This is a genomic window from Novosphingobium kaempferiae, from assembly GCF_021227995.1.
GTDB classification, from domain to species: Bacteria; Pseudomonadota; Alphaproteobacteria; order Sphingomonadales; family Sphingomonadaceae; genus Novosphingobium; species Novosphingobium kaempferiae.
Window position 1 is genome coordinate 2,768,211 of sequence record NZ_CP089301.1, and the last position, 18,477, is coordinate 2,786,687.

Annotated in this window: 14 protein-coding genes; 7 read left to right on the top strand and 7 right to left on the bottom strand. The window is 68.4% G+C overall.

The window, feature by feature from the left end:
* Positions 1 to 134: 134 nt before the first annotated feature.
* Positions 135 to 884: a PP2C family protein-serine/threonine phosphatase gene (locus LO787_RS12425; RefSeq protein ID WP_232496143.1), complete on the top strand. Its 750-nt coding sequence runs from the start codon at positions 135 to 137 to the stop codon at positions 882 to 884.
* Between the two features lies 1 nt (position 885).
* The gene (locus LO787_RS12430; RefSeq protein ID WP_232496144.1) at positions 886 to 2,940 is read left to right on the top strand and encodes a serine/threonine-protein kinase; all 2,055 of its coding nucleotides are present in this window, start codon (positions 886 to 888) and stop codon (positions 2,938 to 2,940) included.
* A gap of 7 nt (positions 2,941 to 2,947) precedes the next feature.
* Here the strand turns inward: LO787_RS12430 and LO787_RS26150 are convergent, their stop codons facing one another.
* Positions 2,948 to 3,868 (bottom strand): type VI secretion system-associated FHA domain protein, encoded by a 921-nt coding sequence (locus tag LO787_RS26150; protein ID WP_276574182.1) that lies wholly within the window; start codon positions 3,866 to 3,868, stop codon positions 2,948 to 2,950.
* Between the two features lie 84 nt (positions 3,869 to 3,952).
* On the opposite strand from LO787_RS26150, the gene LO787_RS12440 reads away from it, so the two are divergent.
* Positions 3,953 to 5,371: a class I SAM-dependent methyltransferase gene (locus tag LO787_RS12440; RefSeq protein ID WP_232496145.1), complete on the top strand. Its 1,419-nt coding sequence runs from the start codon at positions 3,953 to 3,955 to the stop codon at positions 5,369 to 5,371.
* A 3-nt stretch (positions 5,372 to 5,374) separates the two neighbouring features.
* On the opposite strand, the gene LO787_RS12445 is transcribed toward LO787_RS12440, so the two are convergent.
* Positions 5,375 to 6,028 (bottom strand): glutathione S-transferase family protein, encoded by a 654-nt coding sequence (locus LO787_RS12445; protein WP_232496146.1) that lies wholly within the window; start codon positions 6,026 to 6,028, stop codon positions 5,375 to 5,377.
* Positions 6,029 to 6,181: 153 nt separating this feature from the next.
* On the opposite strand from LO787_RS12445, the gene LO787_RS12450 reads away from it, so the two are divergent.
* Complete coding sequence (locus LO787_RS12450; RefSeq protein WP_255700863.1) at positions 6,182 to 6,577, top strand: PilZ domain-containing protein; 396 nt, start codon at positions 6,182 to 6,184, stop codon at positions 6,575 to 6,577.
* Between the two features lie 4 nt (positions 6,578 to 6,581).
* Here the strand turns inward: LO787_RS12450 and LO787_RS12455 are convergent, their stop codons facing one another.
* The 4 genes from LO787_RS12455 to LO787_RS12470 all read right to left on the bottom strand — a co-directional run bounded on the left by LO787_RS12455 (position 6,582) and on the right by LO787_RS12470 (position 11,938).
* Positions 6,582 to 7,571, bottom strand: a complete 990-nt coding sequence (locus tag LO787_RS12455; protein ID WP_420847817.1) for a MarR family transcriptional regulator — start codon at positions 7,569 to 7,571, stop codon at positions 6,582 to 6,584.
* A gap of 73 nt (positions 7,572 to 7,644) precedes the next feature.
* Positions 7,645 to 8,670: a ferrochelatase gene (gene hemH / locus LO787_RS12460; protein ID WP_232496149.1), complete on the bottom strand. Its 1,026-nt coding sequence runs from the start codon at positions 8,668 to 8,670 to the stop codon at positions 7,645 to 7,647.
* A complete protein-coding gene (locus LO787_RS12465; RefSeq protein ID WP_232496150.1) occupies positions 8,667 to 10,940 on the bottom strand; it encodes a xanthine dehydrogenase family protein molybdopterin-binding subunit in 2,274 nt (757 codons plus the stop codon). The genes hemH and LO787_RS12465 overlap by 4 nt, the downstream gene beginning before the upstream one ends.
* The gene (locus LO787_RS12470; protein WP_232496151.1) at positions 10,940 to 11,938 is read right to left on the bottom strand and encodes an Mrp/NBP35 family ATP-binding protein; all 999 of its coding nucleotides are present in this window, start codon (positions 11,936 to 11,938) and stop codon (positions 10,940 to 10,942) included. The genes LO787_RS12465 and LO787_RS12470 overlap by 1 nt, the downstream gene beginning before the upstream one ends.
* A 242-nt stretch (positions 11,939 to 12,180) precedes the next feature.
* On the opposite strand from LO787_RS12470, the gene hflK reads away from it, so the two are divergent.
* The 3 genes from hflK to LO787_RS12485 all read left to right on the top strand — a co-directional run bounded on the left by hflK (position 12,181) and on the right by LO787_RS12485 (position 15,888).
* A complete protein-coding gene (gene hflK, locus LO787_RS12475) occupies positions 12,181 to 13,356 on the top strand; it encodes a protease modulator HflK (RefSeq protein WP_232496152.1) in 1,176 nt (391 codons plus the stop codon).
* Positions 13,356 to 14,198: a protease modulator HflC gene (hflC, locus tag LO787_RS12480; protein ID WP_232496153.1), complete on the top strand. Its 843-nt coding sequence runs from the start codon at positions 13,356 to 13,358 to the stop codon at positions 14,196 to 14,198. The genes hflK and hflC overlap by 1 nt, the downstream gene beginning before the upstream one ends.
* 157 nt (positions 14,199 to 14,355) lie before the next feature.
* A complete protein-coding gene (locus LO787_RS12485) occupies positions 14,356 to 15,888 on the top strand; it encodes a Do family serine endopeptidase (RefSeq protein WP_232496302.1) in 1,533 nt (510 codons plus the stop codon).
* A 260-nt stretch (positions 15,889 to 16,148) separates the two neighbouring features.
* Here LO787_RS12485 and LO787_RS12490 read toward each other — a convergent pair whose 3' ends face one another.
* Positions 16,149 to 18,386 (bottom strand): transglycosylase domain-containing protein, encoded by a 2,238-nt coding sequence (locus LO787_RS12490; protein ID WP_232496154.1) that lies wholly within the window; start codon positions 18,384 to 18,386, stop codon positions 16,149 to 16,151.
* Positions 18,387 to 18,477: the final 91 nt, after the last annotated feature.

Below are 18,477 nucleotides of genomic sequence, written 5' to 3' on the forward strand. Positions count from 1 at the left end.
CGTCTGACCCCGTATTGTCCGCGGTTAAATAATGACAATAGTTATCCAATGAATAGACGCTGTTGCCGAAATTGGAAACGCCGGTCTATGTGTTATCGGCGTAAGTCGCGTTACGGTGCGCAGGAGGGGAACCGGTGATACCTATTCGTGCGGAATGGCAGGCGCTGACCGACGTAGGCGCCGTTCGCAAGCACAACGAGGACCGCTACTTTGGCTCCGACCAGCTCGGCATCTGGATGGTGGCTGACGGCATGGGCGGGCTGGAACGCGGGGACTGGGCATCCACGCAAGTGGTCGAGGCGGTCAGCGCGCTGGCGTTCCAGGACGGCATCGCAGCCACGCTTGAAAGCATCCGCAGCGCACTGGAACAGGCCAACGAGCGTATTCTGGCGGAGGCCGAGACGGTCGGCAAGCAGATGGGATCGACCGCCGTCGCGCTCGTCATCCGGGGGCGGGAGTTCGGGATCGGCTGGGTCGGCGACAGCCGCGCCTATCTGCTGCGCGGCGGGCGGCTCTACCGCCTCACGCGCGACCACAGCCAGGTGCAGGATCTGATCGACCATGGCGTGATCGACGAGGCTGCGGCAGTTACTCACCCCCTGCGCAACGTCCTCACCCGCGCCGTGGGTGTCACCCGCCCCCTGCAGATGGACACCATGACCGATGCCCTGCAGGATGAAGACTTGCTGCTCCTGTGCAGCGACGGGCTCTATGGCGTGATCGGCGAGCAGGAAATGGAAACGACCCTTTCCAGCCAGAGCTTCGAACGCGCCGCGCAGACGATGATCGCGCGCTGCCACGAACTCGGCGCGCCGGACAACATTACGGTGGTCGGCGTTTCGACCGCCGAAGTCACCCTGATCCAGTACGGCAGCGAGGCCTGACGTGAGCGACGAGAAGGACGAGACCGTCTTCCAGCCCTCGCAGTTCGGGCCGACGGGCAAGTACGCGAAGTCCGGGTTGCCGGAAACCCCGTCGGGGAACAGCGCACCGGCTGCCGAAGACGAAGGCACCGTTTTCGCGGCCAGTCCCGCGCAGGACGCGGAGGAAGGCACAGTCTTCGCCGCACCGCCGCCTGCTGCATCCGTCACTCAGCCTGCCCCGACACCTCCCCCACCGCCGGTAACACGCGGCGGGCCATCGGCCTCCATCGCGGTCGGCACGGTCCTCAACCACATGTTCGAGGTGAAGCGCTTCCTCGCACGTGGCGGCATGGGCGAAGTGTTCGAAGGTGTGAATATCGCCAGCAACGAACGCGTCGCCATCAAGACCATCCTGCCCGAACTCGCCGCCGACCCGAACGTCATGGCGATGTTTCAGAAGGAAGCGCAGGCGCTCACGCAACTGTCGCACCCTGCGGTCGTGCGATATCGCGGCTTCGCGCTGGAGCCGACGCTGGGCCTCTACTACATCGCCACCGGCTTCATCGACGGCAGCAACCTGTCCGACTTGCTCGGCAAGTCCACGCTGTCCGAAGACGAGCTTTTCGCTCTCACTCGCAAACTGGCCGAAGGGCTGCGCGAGGCGCACGAACTCGGCGTCGTCCACCGTGACATCTCGCCCGACAACGTGCTGCTCGACGGTGACCGGCTGGACCGACCGAAGATCATCGATTTCGGCATCGTCAAGGAGACCGACCCCGGCTCCAAGACGATCATCGGCGATGGTTTCGCAGGCAAGCCGAGCTACGTGGCGCCAGAGCAGTTGGGCGATTTCGACAAGCAGGTCGGGCCATGGTCCGACGTCTACTCGCTCGCGCTCGTCACTCTTGCGATGGCGCAGGGACGGAAGCCCGATCTCGGCGGGCTTCCTGCCGAGGCGATCATGAAGCGGCGCAACGGCGTCGATACCACAGCCGTGCCCGGCCGCCTGCGCGCGGTGATCGACAGGATGCTGGTCGCCGACCCGCAAAAGCGGCTGCGCTCCATGGACGCGGTCATCACCGCGCTCGATCAGGCGCGCGTCGGAAAAGCACCCAAGGCGAAGAAGCCGGCAGCCGTGTCGCAAACGCCGGGTGCGGGCAGTAGCGGCGTCAAGGCGCTCCCGAAGGGCCTGCTGATCGGCGGCGGCGCAGCGGTCGCCCTAGCGTTGCTGGCAGGCATCGGATACCTCGTTTCCGGCGAGAACGATACTGGCGCGAAACAACCGACCAACGCCCCCGCCAACGTCTCGCTCGAACAGGTGAAAGCCGCGGTGCAATTGGCGCTTCCTGCAACCCCGTGCTCGTGGCTGACGGTCGATGCGCGCCGCGACGGCGCGGGCTATGCCATTACCGCCACGGGCGTCGCGGGCGACCCGCTCGACGCCGACAACCGCATCCTGCAGGCCGTGCGCAGGCTGGGCGTCGAACCCGGAACCGACTCCACCGGTATCGCCAAGATCGACGCCACTTATTGCCCGATCCTCGACGAACTGGCGAAGTTCCGCGCCCCTCCCCCGGAACGAATGACCCGCAAGCAGCCGGAGTACGAAATCGACCGAGTGGAAACCGGTGAATACGCTGGCGAGATCGGAACGCGCGTCGTCACGGACCTCGCGCTGGATGGTATCGCGGGCGATTACTCTCTCTATTCCATCGAAAAATCGAACGTTATCACGCAATTCGTTCCCGACCGGACCGTGCTGCCGCGAAACGTCAACGGCGGCAACATCCAGAAGCTCCCTGGAAAGGACAATTACCGCCTCGACATCGAGACGAACGCGCAGCCGGGGTGGTCCGGCATCGTGCTCATCACCGGCAAGGGTGGCTTCGCGCACGATGCGCTGAATGACCTCGTCTCACCTGCGGGGCGGGCCGCATTCGAGCAGCGGGCGAAGGCGAACGACTGGAAGGTGCAGATCGTCTGGTACAAGTTCGTCGACAACCAGCCAAACGTCGGGCTTGGGGCCGGGGCCGGGGCGGCGACAGCACCCGGCGCGGCACCTGCAACCGCGCCCTGAGGCTGCGTTACTTCGCGGCCTCGGCGTACCGCTTCGAGAGCGCCTGCGCGAAGACTTCCACGAAGCCGTCCTCCTTTGCCGCGAAGGCGCGCTCGTAGACCTTCCAGGCCTCGGAATCGCCACGCGCGCCCGTCTTGATCGCGGTTGGCGAGAACTGATCGAGCGCATGGTACAGGCTCGCCTGCATCGCGCCGAGCACCGCGCGCTGGTGCGTGTCGATCTGCGCGCACAGGGCATCGACCTGGCCCGCTGCGTCGCTCGCCGGCCCGGACAGCATCCGCAGGAGCAGTTCTTCCGGCGATCCCGACACTTCGACGCCTGCTTCCGGGGATGAGGCCACGCCCAGTTCCTCACGCGCCTTGCGCCGATCCTGCGCCAGCCGGACGAGACCGCCCAGCGCCGCACGCAGTACCGCGCCCGCGACCGCCGCCACCTGCTGGTCCGACGCTCCAACCTGCCCGCGCGGCAGGCCCGCCGCCTGCAACATCAGGGCTACGATGTCCTGCCCTCCGCCCGGCTGCGGCGATGCGACGGACCAGTTCTGCGGCACCTGGGTAGCAGCGGCCGGACGCCCCCAGCCATCCTGCGCGACGGGAGGGGTGGCCGATGAAGCGCCCTGCCCCGCCCGGTCGAGCATGACCGCGATCTCGAAATCACCAACCCGAATCACGTCGCCTTGGCGCAGGAATTGCGGCCCGGCGATGCGCTGCCCATTCACGAATGTGCCGCCGCTGCTCGAATCGACCACGCGCCAGTTTTCGCCTTCGCCACTGATCGTGCAATGACGGCGCGACACCGCCCGCCCCGCCAGCAGCAGGTGCGACCCCACACCCCGGCCGACGATGATCTCTCCGCTGTCCAGTCTCAACGGCGACGGTACGTCCGCCGGTTGCCCCGGGGCATTGCGCACGGCAAGAATAACGGACATTTTCACTCCGATTCCATTCGGCGCATTTCTATAGAACGTGTTGGCGTTCGCAAGAGTCGGGCCAGTATTGGGGGAGAAGGCAACTTGGAAAGCAGCCGTACCGCCTACGACGACGTGCAGTATCCATCGGCCCTCTACCGCACGACGCATCCGGAGCACCTTGCCGCCATCGCACGGCTTCACGGGCTCGACGCAGCCGACCCGCGGAACGCGCGCGTGCTGGAGATCGCGGGCGGCGACGGGCTGAACGTTCTGGCCATGGCCGCCGCCCTGCCCGACGCGCGGTTCGTGAACATAGACCTCGCCCCGAGCGCCGTCGCGCGCGGGCAGGCTCTCGCGCAGGCATCCGGCCTGTCCAACACGCGGATCGAGGTGGCGGACGTGGTCGCCGCAGCCGATACGTTCGCGGGCCAGTTCGACTACGTGATCGCCCATGGCCTCTATGCATGGGTGCCTCCGGCCGTGCAGCGGGCCACGCTGCGGTTGATCGACCGGGTGCTGGCCCCCGACGGCATCGCCTATATCAGCTACAACGCGATGCCCGGCGGCTACCTGCGCATAGCCTTGCGCGACATGCTGCTGCATGAGTTGGGCGAGAGCACCGACGACGCGGAGCGCACGCGCAGAGCCATTGCCATTCTCGAAGATTTCGGGCGCGCGCGTGACGGGGACACGACAGAGCAGGCTGCCATGCGCCACATGGCGCGCCGCACCGCAGCCAAGAACTCGCACTTCCTGTTCCACGACGAACTCGGCCCGGTCTACGATCCCAAATCGCTGAGCCAGATCGCTGTCGAGGCATCTGCACACAACCTCGCCTATCTGACCGAATCGCAGCCCGGCGGGGTATTCCACGGCATGCCGGGCGAGCCGCTCGACGATGCGGCCGTGGTCCATCGCGCCCAGATCGCCGATTATCGAGACTTGTGCTTCTTCCACCAGTCGCTGTTCATCAGGCCCGGTCGACTGCCCTTGCGTGTCCCGAACTGGCGCGTGTTCGAAGCCCTGCTTGCCGGTGTTCCGAACGGCCTCGAACGCACAGGGGCCACGCAGTTCAAGGTGTTTTCAAGCGAGTTCGAAGTCGGCGACGCTCTGCTGGCGGAGTTTCTCGACCATCTGATCCGGCAGGCACCCGCACGGCTGTCGCTTGCCTGCTTCGCGCAGTCACCAGTGCATGGGGAGGCGATCCTGCGACTGGTCGACCGGGGCATCATCGAACTGCATTCGCTGCCCTTTCCCGGTACTCTCTCACCCGGCGAGCGCCCCCGCGCCAATCCCCTGTTGCGCACGCTGGTCGCCCAGGGTGAGACCAAGCTGTTCACGCTCGATCACCGCTCGATCGCCATCGACGAGGAGGCGCCGCGGCTGTTCCTGTCGCTGCTGGACGGCAGTCGTGACCGCGACGCGCTTGCCCGCGACTGGGCCGAAACAGGCGGCGCGGATCAGACCGATGTCGCGACGGCGCTGCGGCAATTCGCGCGCGCGGGAATGCTCTCCGAATAGGGCCTAAACCGCTCGCGAAGCTGCTTCGAAGACCGCAAGCTGCGTCGCGAAAGCACGCTGATAAGCGGGCCGCCGCGTCGCGCGTTCGACATAGGCGGTCAAATTGGCGTGTTCCCGCAGGATTTCCGAGCCTTCGAGCCTACGCAGCACCGTGACCATCAGCAGGTCCGCGGCGCTGAAATTTCCGTCGAGCCATTCGGCGTCCCCCAACCGGGCCGACAGTTCACCGAGCCGCGTGCGGATTCGAGCTTCGATCAGGGGCACGCGCTGTACGTACCACGGCTTGTCGCCTTCCAGATACTCGGCCGCCTCGGCTTCGAGTATCGTCGGCTCGATGGTGTTGAGCGCCGCGAACATCCAGCCGACCGCTCGTGCCCGGGCATCCGCATCCGTGGGCAGCAGGCCGGGATGGCGCTCGGCTATATGGAACACGATCGCGCCGGACTCGAACAGTGCCAGATCGTCTTCCTCGTAAGTAGGTATCTGGCCGAAGGGGTGAAGCGCCAGATGGGCGGGGTCCTTCATTTCGGCGAACGAGACCAGCCGCACGTCGTAAGGCTGATCGACTTCCTCGAACGCCCAGCGCACACGCATGTCGCGAGCTTGACCCTGACCTTCGTCGGGGGACAGGGCGAAAGCGGTGATCGTGGGGTTCATGGCATGCTCCGGCCTCGATGAAATGCAATGGATGCCCGATGCCGCGCGGAGTCAAGTTTATCAGGACCGCAGCGCCGGCGGGAAGCCGTTGTAGGGATGTTTCCCAGGAGTCATGGCAACCCCGCGTCAGGCCCCATGCGGCATCCATATGCGATGGCTGACGATTCGCAGGATAATGCGCCCGAAAGAGCCTCGCGCGGAAGGCGCAGGAGCAGCCGCCTGCGCGTGCGATTGCCTGCGAGAATCGTGACGCGAACCGAAACCCGGCATGTGATCCTGTCCGACGTCTCCTCCGGAGGAGCGCGCATTATCGCCGGGCGTGACCTGTCGCCGGGGCTGGAAGCGGTGCTGGAATGGGGTCGCTTCGAGGCATTCGGCGAAGTCGTGTGGTGCGACGGTGAGCGCAGCGGGATGCGCTTTCTCGATCCGCTCGACGAACGCATCCTCATCGCCACACGCGATCTTGACGATGCGGCCCGCCTGCCGCGCGACAGCGATCTGGTTCGCCGCGTTGCGCAAGGGTGGGCGGAAGGGTCGGCACGGCTCTAGCCGTTCAGATCGGACTCGGGCCGGTGAGTGCGATCTCGGCAAAATAGCGGGACATGGCCTGCGCGCCTTTGTCGCTGAGATCGATGAAGGCGCGACGTTTGTCGGTACCGTCGCTGATCCGCACGAACAGCGCGGCATCAACCATCTGGCCGATCCAGCGCAGCGCCGTGGTGGGCGGCACGCCCGCCGCGATGCACAGCGACGTGACCGAGACGCGCTTGCCCTCCTGGCGTGATGCGGCGAGGTCCAGCAGCATGTCCCAGGCGGGATCGGCGAAGAGGTCTTGGTTGATGAAACGCATGCGCAACTGGCGTTGGCGGATGATGCGGCGGACCAGGCGGGCGTCGGGGAGTTGGGCGGCGCCCGAGGGGGCCGCCGCCGGGGCGGGCGGGGCCACCGGCGGCTCCGAAACGGCAGGCGCGCCGCCCGGGTCGAGGCGGTCGATGCGGCCTGCGATGCGGCCGACCTGCTCGGTCAGGCGCAGCAGCATCAGGCGGTCGTCCTCGGAAAGTTCGCGCACGCGGCCCGAGGGCATCGTCGCCAGCACCTGCCCCAGCGCGATCACGCGGTCCGCACGGTCCGGATCTACCAGCAGCACCGGCGAGGACTGGTCCATGCAGCCGAACACATCCTCCAGCGCGTCCACCATGGTCGAGACGATCAGCCGCGTACCGCTGCGCGCCGCGCGCATGTCCAGCCGCGCGAGCGTCGCCAGCGTCGCGCCGTCCACCTGCGGGCAGTCCACCAGCACGACATCGGCCAGCCGCGCCTCCGAGCCGTGTTCACCCGCCGCGACGAGATCGTAGAGCGCCGTCGCCGCATGGACGCGCAGGCCTGCCGTCCCGGCATCCTCGCGCAGCATCGCCCGCAAGTGCGGCCGGTCGGCATAGATCGACAGCGCCAACCCGGAAGCAGTGCATCCAGCATCCCGCCCTGCTCCGCCATAGGCCCCACCATAGGCAAAGTCCGGCTGGAGCAAATCCCCGTCGCGCATCTTGATCCCCATCATGTCGAACGCGGGAACAGAGTTGGAACAGAGGCCGCGCCAGCGTCAAGCCGACGGCGGGTTAAATTGCTGCAAGATCGCTCCAGCCGCCGAGTTCGCGGCGCACCAGCGCTTCGAGCATCGCCATGCCCGGTTCGCGGTCGTTGAGGCAGGCGAGCACCGCCAGCCGCTCTCCACCCGCTTCGACGAAGACCTCCCGCCCCCGGATGGCGAGTTCTTCCAGCGTCTCCACGCAGTCGGCGGAGAAGCCCGGCGCCAGCACGGCAATGCGGCGCGTGCCCGCCTTCGCCTCGGCCGCGAGCACCGTTTCGGTCGCAGGTTCGAGCCACCTGGCGCGGCCGAACCGCGACTGGAAGCTGGTCTCCACGCGCAGGCCGGGAAGCCGCGCGGCCAGCCGCTCGGTCAGCAGGCGAGAAGTCTTGCGGCAGTGGCAGTGGTACGGATCGCCAAGGTGCAGCGTGCGTTCGGGCATGCCGTGGTAGGAGAGCAGCAGCAGGTCGGGCACGAAATCCAGCGCGCCCACTTGCGCGACGACATCCTCCTCCAGCGCGCCGATATAGGCGGCATCGTCGTGATAGGGCGGCAGCGTGCGCAGCGCGGGTTGCCAGCGCATCGTGCGCAGCGCGTCGCCCAGCCGGTCCATGACCGAGGCAGTCGTCGCGCCCGAGTACTGCGGATAGAGCGGCGCGACGAGCACGCGGTCGCACCCGGCATCCTTCATCGCCTGAAGCCGCGCCGGGATCGAGGGATTGCCGTAGCGCATCGCCCAGTCGACCCGCACCGAGCCGCCCAGCCGCGCCTGAAGCGCGCAGGCCTGCCCGGCAGTGATTGCGGCGAGCGGGGAGCCCGCTGGCGTCCAGACCTGCTGATAGGCGTGGGCGGACTTCGCCGGACGGGTGCGCAGGATGATCCCGTGCAGGATCGGCTTCCACGCGATCGCGGGAATCTCCACCACGCGCGGATCGGAGAGGAACTCGGCCAGATAGCGGCGCACCGCCTGCGGGGTCGGCGCGTCCGGGGTGCCGAGGTTGACGAGCAGGACGCCGACGCCTCCGGCCCTGATCTCTGGATGGTTGGGGGGCGTCATACGTCCTCGGCGAAGAAGGGAAGGCGGCGCAGGCGCAGGCCCGTCGCCGAAAAGAGCGCGTTGGCGACCGCCGGGGCGACGGCGGCGGTGCCGAGTTCGCCCGGATCGGCGGGGTCTTCGCGGCTGTCGATGAATTCGACGTCGATGGCGGGGCAGTCGGTCAGCGTGGGCAGCCCCATCGTCGCCAGCCGCTCTGCGTCGGGCCGTCCGCCCGCATAACGCACCGAACAGCCGAGCGCGAGGCCGAGACCGAAGACGAGGCCGCCCTCCACCTGCTGCCGGGCGATGTCGAGATTGACGATGCGGCCCACGTCGGCGACGGCGCTCAGGCGCTCCACGCGCACGCCCTCCGCCTCGCGCCGGGCGCTGGCTACGACGGCGATGCGGCCTGAACCGATGACGTGGCAGGCAATGCCCTGCCCGCTGGCGTCGCTGCCCCCGCCCCACTGCGCGAGCGCGGCGACACGCTGGAGGCAGGCGGCAAGGCGCGGGTCGTGGCCGAGCATCGCCATGCGGTAGGACAGCGGCTCCCGCCCCGCCTTGTGGGCGAGTTCGTCCACGAAGCTCTCGTTGAAGAAGGCGGTCCAGCCATGGGCGTTGCCGCGCATCCGGGCGGTGGGCAGGCCGATGCGGACGGGGACGTGATCGACGGCCATGTTGGGGATCGCGTAAGGCGGCACCGCGCCGTCCAGCGCCATCGGGTCGGCATCCCCGGCGACCTTTTCCAGCGCATCGAAGGGCGCATCGCCATCGAGCAGGCGGCGGCCGAACTCGCGCGCGGTGGCGGGGACGGTCACGCGCGCGCGCCAGCCGGCGATGTTGCCCTCGGTATCGGGGCGGGCGGCCATCACCGCGCTGACCGGCGCGCGGGGCAGACCGGCGCGAATTTCCTCGCGGCGGGACCACGTAAGCTGGACGGGCTTGCCAAGTTCCTTCGCGATCAGCGCGGCCTCTACCGCATGGCCGAATTCCAGCCGCCGGTCGAAGCTGCCGCCGATGGCCACGGGATAGAGCACCACGTCGCGCAGTTCCATGCCGAGCGCCCCGGCCACCGCCTCGCGCGCGGCCTGCGGAGCCTGCGTACCAACCCAGAGTTCCAGCCTGCCGTCATGCAGCCATGCGGTTGCGGCGGCGGTCTCTATCGTCAGGTGCAGCGCCGGGGCGACCTCGTAGCCGAGCTGGACCGGCAGGCGGCCGGTGACGAGCGAAGTATCGCCCGCCGCGTGGATGCGATGCGCGTCGGCGTTGTGAAGCGCCTCGTCGAGCGCGGTGTCCACAGCGTCCGATTCCGCGCCCGCCGCCACGCGAAAGCCCGGTTCCATGCGGGTGAGCGCCTGTTCGGCGGCCCAGCCGTCAGTGGCGACGGCGGCGACCCATGCCGTGTCGCTCCCTTGCGGGCTGCGCACCGTGCGCAGGAAGCCGAACATGTCCTTCACCGCCCGCTCGTCGAGGTCCGACAGGAACGTGCGGCGACCGATGGGGCCGTGGCGGATGGCGGCGAAGACCATGTCTGGCAGGCGCACGTCGCCCGCGAACGTCCACGACCCGTCGACCTTGGATGGCAGGTCGAGGCGCGGATAGCGCAGCGGCGCGCCGGGCGGGAACTCGCCGGGACGCTCGGCCATGGGCTCGGCCCGCAGCGGTGGCGTGGACGGGGGAGAGAATGCGGCGGCTTCCTCGGCCAGCGGGCCGAAGGGCAGCTTCTTCCCCTCATGCGTGACGAAGCCGCCGGAAACCTCGCATTCCTCCCAGGAGACGTTCCAGCGCGCCGCGGCGGCCTGCGCCAGCATCGCGCGGGCCGATGCGGCAGCGGCGCGGGCTCCGGCTTCGTAGGCGGCAAGCTCGGTGCCGTCGGCGGTGACGGTGAACACGCGACCCTCGGCCCAGCGGCGGGTGAGCAGGTCGCCGGGATCGTCCGCCAGCGCGGGCAGCACGGGCATCCATAGGGGCGCCCACTTCGCCGCGAGCGCGAGGTTGGCATAGCGGGCGCTCATCGGCGCGGGCTCCGCCGCGACCTGCCGCCAGTCCGCGCCGAGTTCGTGCGCGACGACCTGCGGGATCAGGGTGGTGACGCCCTGCCCCATCTCAACCTGCGGGACCGAGACGGTGACGATCCCGTCATTGCCGATCCGGATCCATGCATCGAAGGCGAACTCGCCCTCGCGTGGCTCCAGCGGCAGCGGATAGCTGCGCGGCCGCAGCATGTAGCCGAGCGCGAGCCCGCCGCCCGCCAGCGCTCCGATGAGCACGCCGCGGCGGGTGATCGCCATCAGGCGGTCTGGTCCAGCCAGGCCGCGACCTGCGTGGCGAGCGCGGCGAAGGCATCCGCCTGTGGGCCGGTTCCGGCGGCGGTCGGCGTACCCGCGTCGCCCTCGCGCCGGATCGCGATGTCGAGGGGGATGCGACCGAGGAACGGCACGTCCATGTCCTTGGCCGAGGCTTCCGCGCCGCCGCAGCCGAACGGGTTGCTCACCTCGCCGCAGTGGGGGCAGGCGTAACCGGCCATGTTCTCGACCACGCCGACGATGGGGACGCCGCCCTTGGTGAACAGCTCGACCGCGCGGGTGGCGTCGATCAGCGCGAGATCCTGCGGGGTGGAGACGATCACCGCGCCTGCGGGCTTGCAGCGCTGGAGCATCGTCAACTGCACGTCGCCGGTGCCGGGCGGCAGGTCGACGATCAGCACTTCGGCGCCGTCCCAGTGCCCCTCGACCAGCTGGAGCAGCGCGCCCGAGATCTTGGGCCCGCGCCACGCGATCGCCTGTCCCGAGGCGGAAAGGTGCGCCATCGACAGCGCGGGCACGCCCCAGCGGCTCTCGACCGGGACCAGCCTGCCCTCATGCGCGGTGGCGCGCTTGCCCTCGGTGCCGAGCAGCCTTGCCTGCGAAGGTCCGTAGATATCCGCGTCGACGAGGCCCACGCGCCGTCCCATCCGGGCCAGCGCCACGGCAAGGTTGGCCGAAAGCGTGGACTTGCCGACACCGCCCTTGCCCGACCCGACAGCCAGGATGCGCGGGCCTTTCGGCGGTGCGGGCTCGGCCTTGTCGGCCATCATGGCGACGCGCACGTCCTCGACCTGAGGGGCCAGCGCCGTGCGCACTTCGGCCTCCAGAGCGGCGCGCGCAGCGGCATCGAGCCCCGTCGCGTCGAGCACCAGCGTCGCGCGGCCATCGGCGTGGCGCAGCGACTGCAGGCGTTTCGCGGCCTCGGGCGGCAGCAGCGCCTTCAGTTCGTCGCCCTCGCTGCCGGTTCCTGCCACGCTGCTCAACTCTTGTCTCCGGTCGGTTGCCGATGCGCGTCCGCATCGTTGCCGGGGCGCGCATCCGGCTCCGGCCTCGGCGGCTCAGGTGGCGCACGCGGGGAAAAAGGGCAAGAGAGGCACTGTTATTTGCCAGACGGGTACTTATAGATACGTTCATGAAAGCAATCGGTGGTGCAGACACGCCCGGCCCAGCTTCGGGTCAGGTGCCAGGGGACGGATCAGGGATTTCCACTTCGGGGATCTCCGCCATGGCTGGACGCAACAGCCCGTGGGGCGGCGGCGGCAGCAATGGTGGCGGAAACGACGGCGGCGACGGTGAAGGCCCCGCCGACGGCGAAGGCAGCGCGCCTTCCGGCGCGCCCGAGCAGCCGCAGGGCGAAACGCCCGAACGCAAGGGCCCGCGCAACCCCTGGCTCCCCAGCGGCGACGGCACCCCGCCGCGCCGCTCGGCAAGCATCGAGGACATCTTCCGCGGCCGCGCCGAACAGCGCCGTCCCGGCGGCGGTGGCGGCGGTCCGCGCATTCCCGGCGGCTTCCCCAACCTGCCGCGCCGTCCGGACGGCAAGTCGTGGCTCCCGCTCGGCATCGGCGCGGCGGTGGTGGCGGTGCTCGCCATCTCCAGCGTCCACATGCTCGGCCCCAAGGAACAGGGCGTCGTCACCACACTCGGCAAGTATTCGCGCACGATCGATTCGGGCGTCAGCCTGACCCTGCCCTGGCCGATCGAGCGGGTGAAGGTCGTGGACGTCAGCTCGTTCCAGGTCGTCATGATCCCGGACAACGAGAACGAGAAGCTGATGCTGACCAGCGACAAGAGCCTGGTCGATCTCAGCTACCTCGTCCGCTGGAACATCAAGGGCCTGAAGGATTACACCTTCCGCCTCGCCGACCCGGACGAGACGGTGCAGGAAGTGGCCGAGGCCGCGATGCGCGCCTCGATCGCGCAGGTCTCTCTGGGCGAGGCGCTGTCGGGCGCCGGGCGCGCGCAGGTGGAGCAGGACGTGGGCGAGCGCATGCAGCGCATCCTCGACTTCTACCGCGCCGGCATCGCCATCCAGGGCGTCGAGATCAAGAAGGCGGACCCGCCGGCCAAGACCAAGGGCGCGTTCGACAACGTCAACGTCGCCCAGCAGGAAGCCGAGCGTGACCGCTCGGAAGCCCGCGCATGGGCGCAGCAGGTCATCGCCCGCGCGCAGGGCGACGCCACCGCCTTCGACAAGGTCTACGAGGAATACAAGCTGGCCCCCGACGTCACCAAGCGCCGCATGTACTACGAGACGATGGAACGCGTCCTGCGCGACAACGACACCGTCGTGGGCGAAAAGGGCGTGAACACCGTCCTGCCGCTTCCCGAGATGAAGCGCCGCCCCGCCCCTGCCGCCGATCCCTCGATCAGTGCGCCGACCAGCACGGGAGGCCAGTGATGAGCAACATCTGGCAGGACTACAAGGCCGCGTGGATCGCGGCGGGCGCAGTCGTCATCGGCCTGATGATGAGCACCATCGTCGTCTCCGAGGACGAGCAGGCCGTGGTCGTGCAGACCGGCCGTCCGGTGCGCGTCTACAACCCCTTCGTCGCCAATGCCGATTACGGCCAGACCGGCGCGGGCGTGCATTTCCGCATCCCGCTGGTCGAGCAGGTGATCCGCATCGACAAGCGGCTGCTCTCGGTCGACATGCAGCAGCAGCAGGTGCTCTCCACCGACCAGCAGCGGCTGAACGTGGACGCCTATGCGCGCTACCGCATCATCGATCCGATCAAGATGGTCCGCTCGGCGGGCACCAGCGACCGCGTGACGCAGCAGCTTGAGCCGATCCTCTCCTCGGTCGTGCGGCAGGAACTGGGCAAGCGCACCTTCCAGTCGCTGCTGACGGCGGAGCGCGGACAGGCGATGGACAACATCCGCAAGCTGCTCGACCGCGAGGCCGCCGAATACGGCGCGCAGGTGGTGGACGTGCGGATCAAGCGCGCCGACCTTCCCGAAGGCGCGCTCGCCGCCGCCTTCGTGCGCATGGAGGCGGGCCGTCAGGAAGAGGCCAAGACGATCGCGGCACAAGGCCAGCGCGACGCGCAGATCATCCGCGCCGATGCCGAGGCGCAGGCCGCGCGAATCTATGCCGACAGCTTCGGCAAGGACGCGCAGTTCTACGACTTCTACCGCGCGATGCAGAGCTATTCGGTGTCGTTCGCCAAGGATCAGGCAGGCGGCAAGACGATCCTGCTCTCGCCCGACAATGCCTATCTGAACCATTTCAGGGAGCCGTGAGCGGCTTCGGTCGTTGCCGACTGGAACCCGCGTAAAAGTGGCGGATTTCCGCATCATTCAAATCCGGTTAAGCTCACGCGGCGTGAAACAGCGCCGGGGTTATAGTTCGGATTTAGGCGCAAGCCGCCAAACGGAGGAATCAAAGGACGTGAAGCCCGTGCGATATGCTTATGGACTGACCACAGCGCTCCTGCTTGGAGGCGCTACCGCATCGCTCGTCACCGGCTACCCCGCAGGCGCGCAGGTGGCCCAGAACGAGGCCAGCGAAATCTCGAAGATGGTGCCCCGTGCCGGGGCCCCGGTCAGCTTCGCCGACCTGACGGAGCAGCTCCAGCCTGCCGTCGTCAATATCTCGACCCGCCAGAAGGTGCAGGTCCAGGGCGGCGGCAACCCCTTCGCGGGCACCCCGTTCGAGGGGCTGTTCGGCGGACAGGGCGGCGGCGCGACACCGCAGACGCGCGAGGCGCAGTCGCTCGGCTCGGGCTTCGTCGTCTCGTCGGACGGCTATGTCGTGACCAACAACCACGTCATCACCGCCGAGGGCAAGGGACAGGTCGAATCGATCACCGTCACCATGACCGACGGCACCGAGTATCCGGCGAAGCTGATCGGCAAGGACGCCGCATCGGACCTCGCGGTGCTCAAGATCGACGCCAAGAAGCCCCTGCCCTTCGTCAAGTTCGGCGACAGCCGCAACGCGCGCGTGGGTGACTGGGTGGTCGCCATCGGCAACCCGTTCGGCCTGTCCGGCACGGTGACCGCGGGCATCATCTCCGCCGTCTACCGCAACACCGGCGCGGGCGGCGCCTACGACCGTTACCTCCAGACCGACGCCGCCATCAACCGCGGCAACTCGGGCGGCCCCATGTTCGACATGAAGGGCCAGGTCATCGGCATCAACAACGCGATCTTCTCGCCCACCGGCGGCAGCGTCGGCATCGGCTTCGCGATCCCGGCAGAGACCGCCGCGCCGATCGTCGAAAAGCTGAAGGCGGGCCAGGCGATCGAGCGCGGCTACCTCGGCGTGCGCATCCAGCCGATCACCGAGGATCTCGCCGATTCGCTGGGCATCGCGCACAACAAGGGCGAGTTCATCCAGCTGGTCGAGCCCGACGGCCCTGCCGCCAAGGCCGGCCTGCAGGCGGGCGACGTGGTGCTCAAGGTCGACAACAAGGAAGTCACCAAGGACCAGACGCTCTCGTTCATCGTCGCCAACACCGCGCCGGGCAACCGCATCCCGGTCGAGGTCCTGCGCGGCGGCAAGCGCCAGACGCTGACCGCCACCGTCGCCAAGCGCCCGACCGACGAGGAACTGTCGGCGTTCGACCCGAACGGCGAGCAGGACGAGGACGCCTTCAACAACCCGCCCGAGAAGCAGGAAAAGGGCGTCGTCGAGAACTCGCTCGGCATGTCCGTCACGCCGCTGACCGCGCAGATCGCACGCCAGCTCGGCGCGGCGGAAGGCACCAAGGGCCTCGTCATCGTCGCGGTCGATCCGAACTCGGACGCGGGCCAGAAGGGCTTCCAGCGCGGCTTCATCATCCTGCAGGCGGGCGGTCGCCCGGTCGCCACGCAGGCCGACCTCAGCGCCGCGATCACCGCCGCCAAGGCGGAAGGCCGCAGCGCCCTGCTCCTGCGCATCCAGCCGCGCGGCCAGCAGGCGACGTTCGTGCCGGTGCGCCTGCGCTGACGCGACGCCAGGGCTGAAATCAGAGCGCCCGCCGGAGCGATCCGGCGGGCGTTTTGCTGTCCGGCAAATTCCTCCCCGAGCTTGTCTCGGGGAGGGGGACCGCCGCCGCAGGCGGTGGTGGAGGGGGAGAAGGCGCGCAATTCCCCCTCCGTCAGTCGCTACGCGACTGCCACCTCCCCGAGACAAGCTCGGGGAGGAACTAAGCAAAAGGCCCGCCTCTCCTGAGAGAAGCGGGCCTTTTTCGTCTAACCGGTAAGCGTTCAGAACTGCGTGCCGGGAGCCCGCGTCGGCGTAGGTCTTGGCGTCGGCGTCACCCGCGGCATCGGCGTCATGCGCGGCGCAGGCGTCGCGCGAGTGCCGGGTTCCGCGCCCTGCCCCGGTCGCAGCCCCGGATCCTCGCTCCTGCGCCCTGTGGCACGGTCGAGGAAGTCGGGACCGACCGCAGGCGGCGGCGCGCCCTGCGGACCGTAGTCGGGCGGCATCTGTCCACCCTGGCCCTGCCCCGGATACTGGCCCTGCCCGTCTTGACCCTCGCCATAAGGCTGCTGGTCCGGCGCACCGTCGGGGCGGACGAGGTTGCCGTTCTCGTCGGTGTAGTAATAGTCCTCGGGATTGCCCTGCATCTGCTCGTCGTCGGGTTCGAGCTGCCATTCGGGCAGCTTGAGTTCGGTGTCGAACTGCTCGACCGGACGCTTGGCGACGGCGACCTTCATGTAGTCCGCGAAGGCCCGCGCCGGGGCATGGCCGCCAGAGAGTCCGCCGACCCGCTTGGCATCGTCGCGGCCCATCCACACGCCGGTGGTCACGCCGCTGGAGAAGCCGAGGAACCAGCCGTCCTTGTTCGAGCTGGTGGTGCCGGTCTTGCCCGCGACAGGCCGCCCGATCTGCGCGGCGCGGCCGGTGCCGATGGCGACGGCGGTCTGCAGCAGGTCGGTGATCCCGGCGGCGACGTAATGCGGCACCAGCACCTGCCCGCGCACCGACTTGTGCTCGTAGAGCAGTTCGCCCGAGGTCGTCGTAACCTTGACGATGCCGTAGGGCTCCACCGAAGTGCCGCCCGACGACACCGCCGCGAAGGCGCGCGTCATGTCGATCACGCGCACTTCCGAGGTTCCGAGCACCATGGCGGGCTTGGTGTTGATCTCGGTGGTGATGCCGAAGCGCTTGGCCATGCTGGCGACGGTGCCGAAGCCGACCTCGTTGCCCAGCTGCGCGGCGATGGTGTTCTTGGAATAGGCGAAGGCGGTGCGCACGTCGATCTGGCCGGCGAAGTTGCGGCCGTCGTTCTGCGGGCTCCAGCCCTGGATCGTCACCGGCTCATCCACCACGGCGTCGTCAGGCGTGTAACCCGCCTCCAGCGCCGAGAGGTAGACGAACAGCTTCCATGCCGAACCGGGCTGGCGCAGCGCGCTCGTCGCGCGGTTGTAGTTCGAGTTCACGTAGTCGGTGCCGCCGACCATCGCCAGCACCGCGCCGTCGCGGTCGAGGCTGACGAGCGCACCCTGCGCGCCTGCGGGCACGTTGGCGTCGATCGCCTTGGTCGCCGCGTCCTGCGCCTGCAGGTCGAGCGTGGTCCAGACCTCGATCGGCTCGTTGTTCTCGGGCAGCAGCATGTCGAGCTGCGGCAGCGCCCAGTCGGTGAAGTAGCGGACCGAGTTCTGGCCCTTTTCCTTCGCCACCTTCACGTCCGAGAAGTCGACGCTGTCGGCCTCGGACTGCGAGATCACGCCCTCGCGCGCCATCAGGCCGAGCACGACCTTGCCGCGACCCTTCGCGGCCTCGACGTCGGCGGTGGGCGAATAGTTCGACGGGGCCTTCACCAGACCGGCGATGATCGCGGCCTCGGCGGTCGACAGCTCGGTAGCGGGGTGGCCGAAGAACTTGCGGCTCGCCGCGTCGATCCCGTAGGCGCCGCCGCCGAAGTAGACCTTGTTCAGATAGAGTTCGAGGATCTGGTCCTTCGAGAACTTGCGCTCCAGCGCCAGCGCCAGCACCATCTCGCGCGCCTTGCGGGTCCACGACCGCGCATTGCTGAGGAAGATGTTGCGCGCCAGCTGCTGCGTCAGCGTCGAGGTCGCCTTGGCCCGGCTGTCCGTGGTGAACGAGACGTAGACCGCGCGGGCAAGGCCCACCACGTCGACGCCCGGATGGCTGCGGAAGCGGCGATCCTCCACCGAGACGATGGCGTCGCGCATGATCGGGGGAATCTCGCCGTAGCTCATCCACTTGCCGTAGCTCGGCCCGAGCGAGACGAGTTCGCGGCCGTCGCGCGCGCGGACCACGATCATCTGGCCGTTCTGGCTGCTCTTGAGCGAGCCGTAGTCGGGCAGTTCGCGCATCGTGAAGAACACGGCGGTGCCGAGGAAGATCGCGCCGAGCAGCGCCAGCGCGCCGCCCCAGATCAGGACGCCGCGCACGATGCGGCGCCACAGGGGCCTGGCTTGTGATCGCGTGGATGCGCCGCTGGGTCCGCGGCTGCGGCCGGAATTCTTGGCCATGGGTAGAGTGGAAACCCCGTAAAGGACAGGAGACGTTCGGTCGCTCCTACACCTTGCACGGGGATTTGTAACCCGAGGTGAACATGCGAGG

What these genes read in the sequence shown, in the direction of transcription:
- LO787_RS12490 (WP_232496154.1), bottom strand. Translation starts at nt 18,386, where the DNA reads ATGGCCAAGAATTCCGGCCGCAGCCGCGGACCCAGCGGCGCATCCACG.
- hflC (WP_232496153.1), top strand. Translation starts at nt 13,356, where the DNA reads ATGAGCAACATCTGGCAGGACTACAAGGCCGCGTGGATCGCGGCGGGC.
- hemH (WP_232496149.1), bottom strand. Translation starts at nt 8,670, where the DNA reads ATGACGCCCCCCAACCATCCAGAGATCAGGGCCGGAGGCGTCGGCGTC.
- hflK (WP_232496152.1), top strand. Translation starts at nt 12,181, where the DNA reads ATGGCTGGACGCAACAGCCCGTGGGGCGGCGGCGGCAGCAATGGTGGC.
- LO787_RS12455 (WP_420847817.1), bottom strand. Translation starts at nt 7,571, where the DNA reads ATGCGCGACGGGGATTTGCTCCAGCCGGACTTTGCCTATGGTGGGGCC.
- LO787_RS26150 (WP_276574182.1), bottom strand. Translation starts at nt 3,868, where the DNA reads ATGTCCGTTATTCTTGCCGTGCGCAATGCCCCGGGGCAACCGGCGGAC.
- LO787_RS12450 (WP_255700863.1), top strand. Translation starts at nt 6,182, where the DNA reads ATGGCTGACGATTCGCAGGATAATGCGCCCGAAAGAGCCTCGCGCGGA.
- LO787_RS12465 (WP_232496150.1), bottom strand. Translation starts at nt 10,940, where the DNA reads ATGGCGATCACCCGCCGCGGCGTGCTCATCGGAGCGCTGGCGGGCGGC.
- LO787_RS12445 (WP_232496146.1), bottom strand. Translation starts at nt 6,028, where the DNA reads ATGAACCCCACGATCACCGCTTTCGCCCTGTCCCCCGACGAAGGTCAG.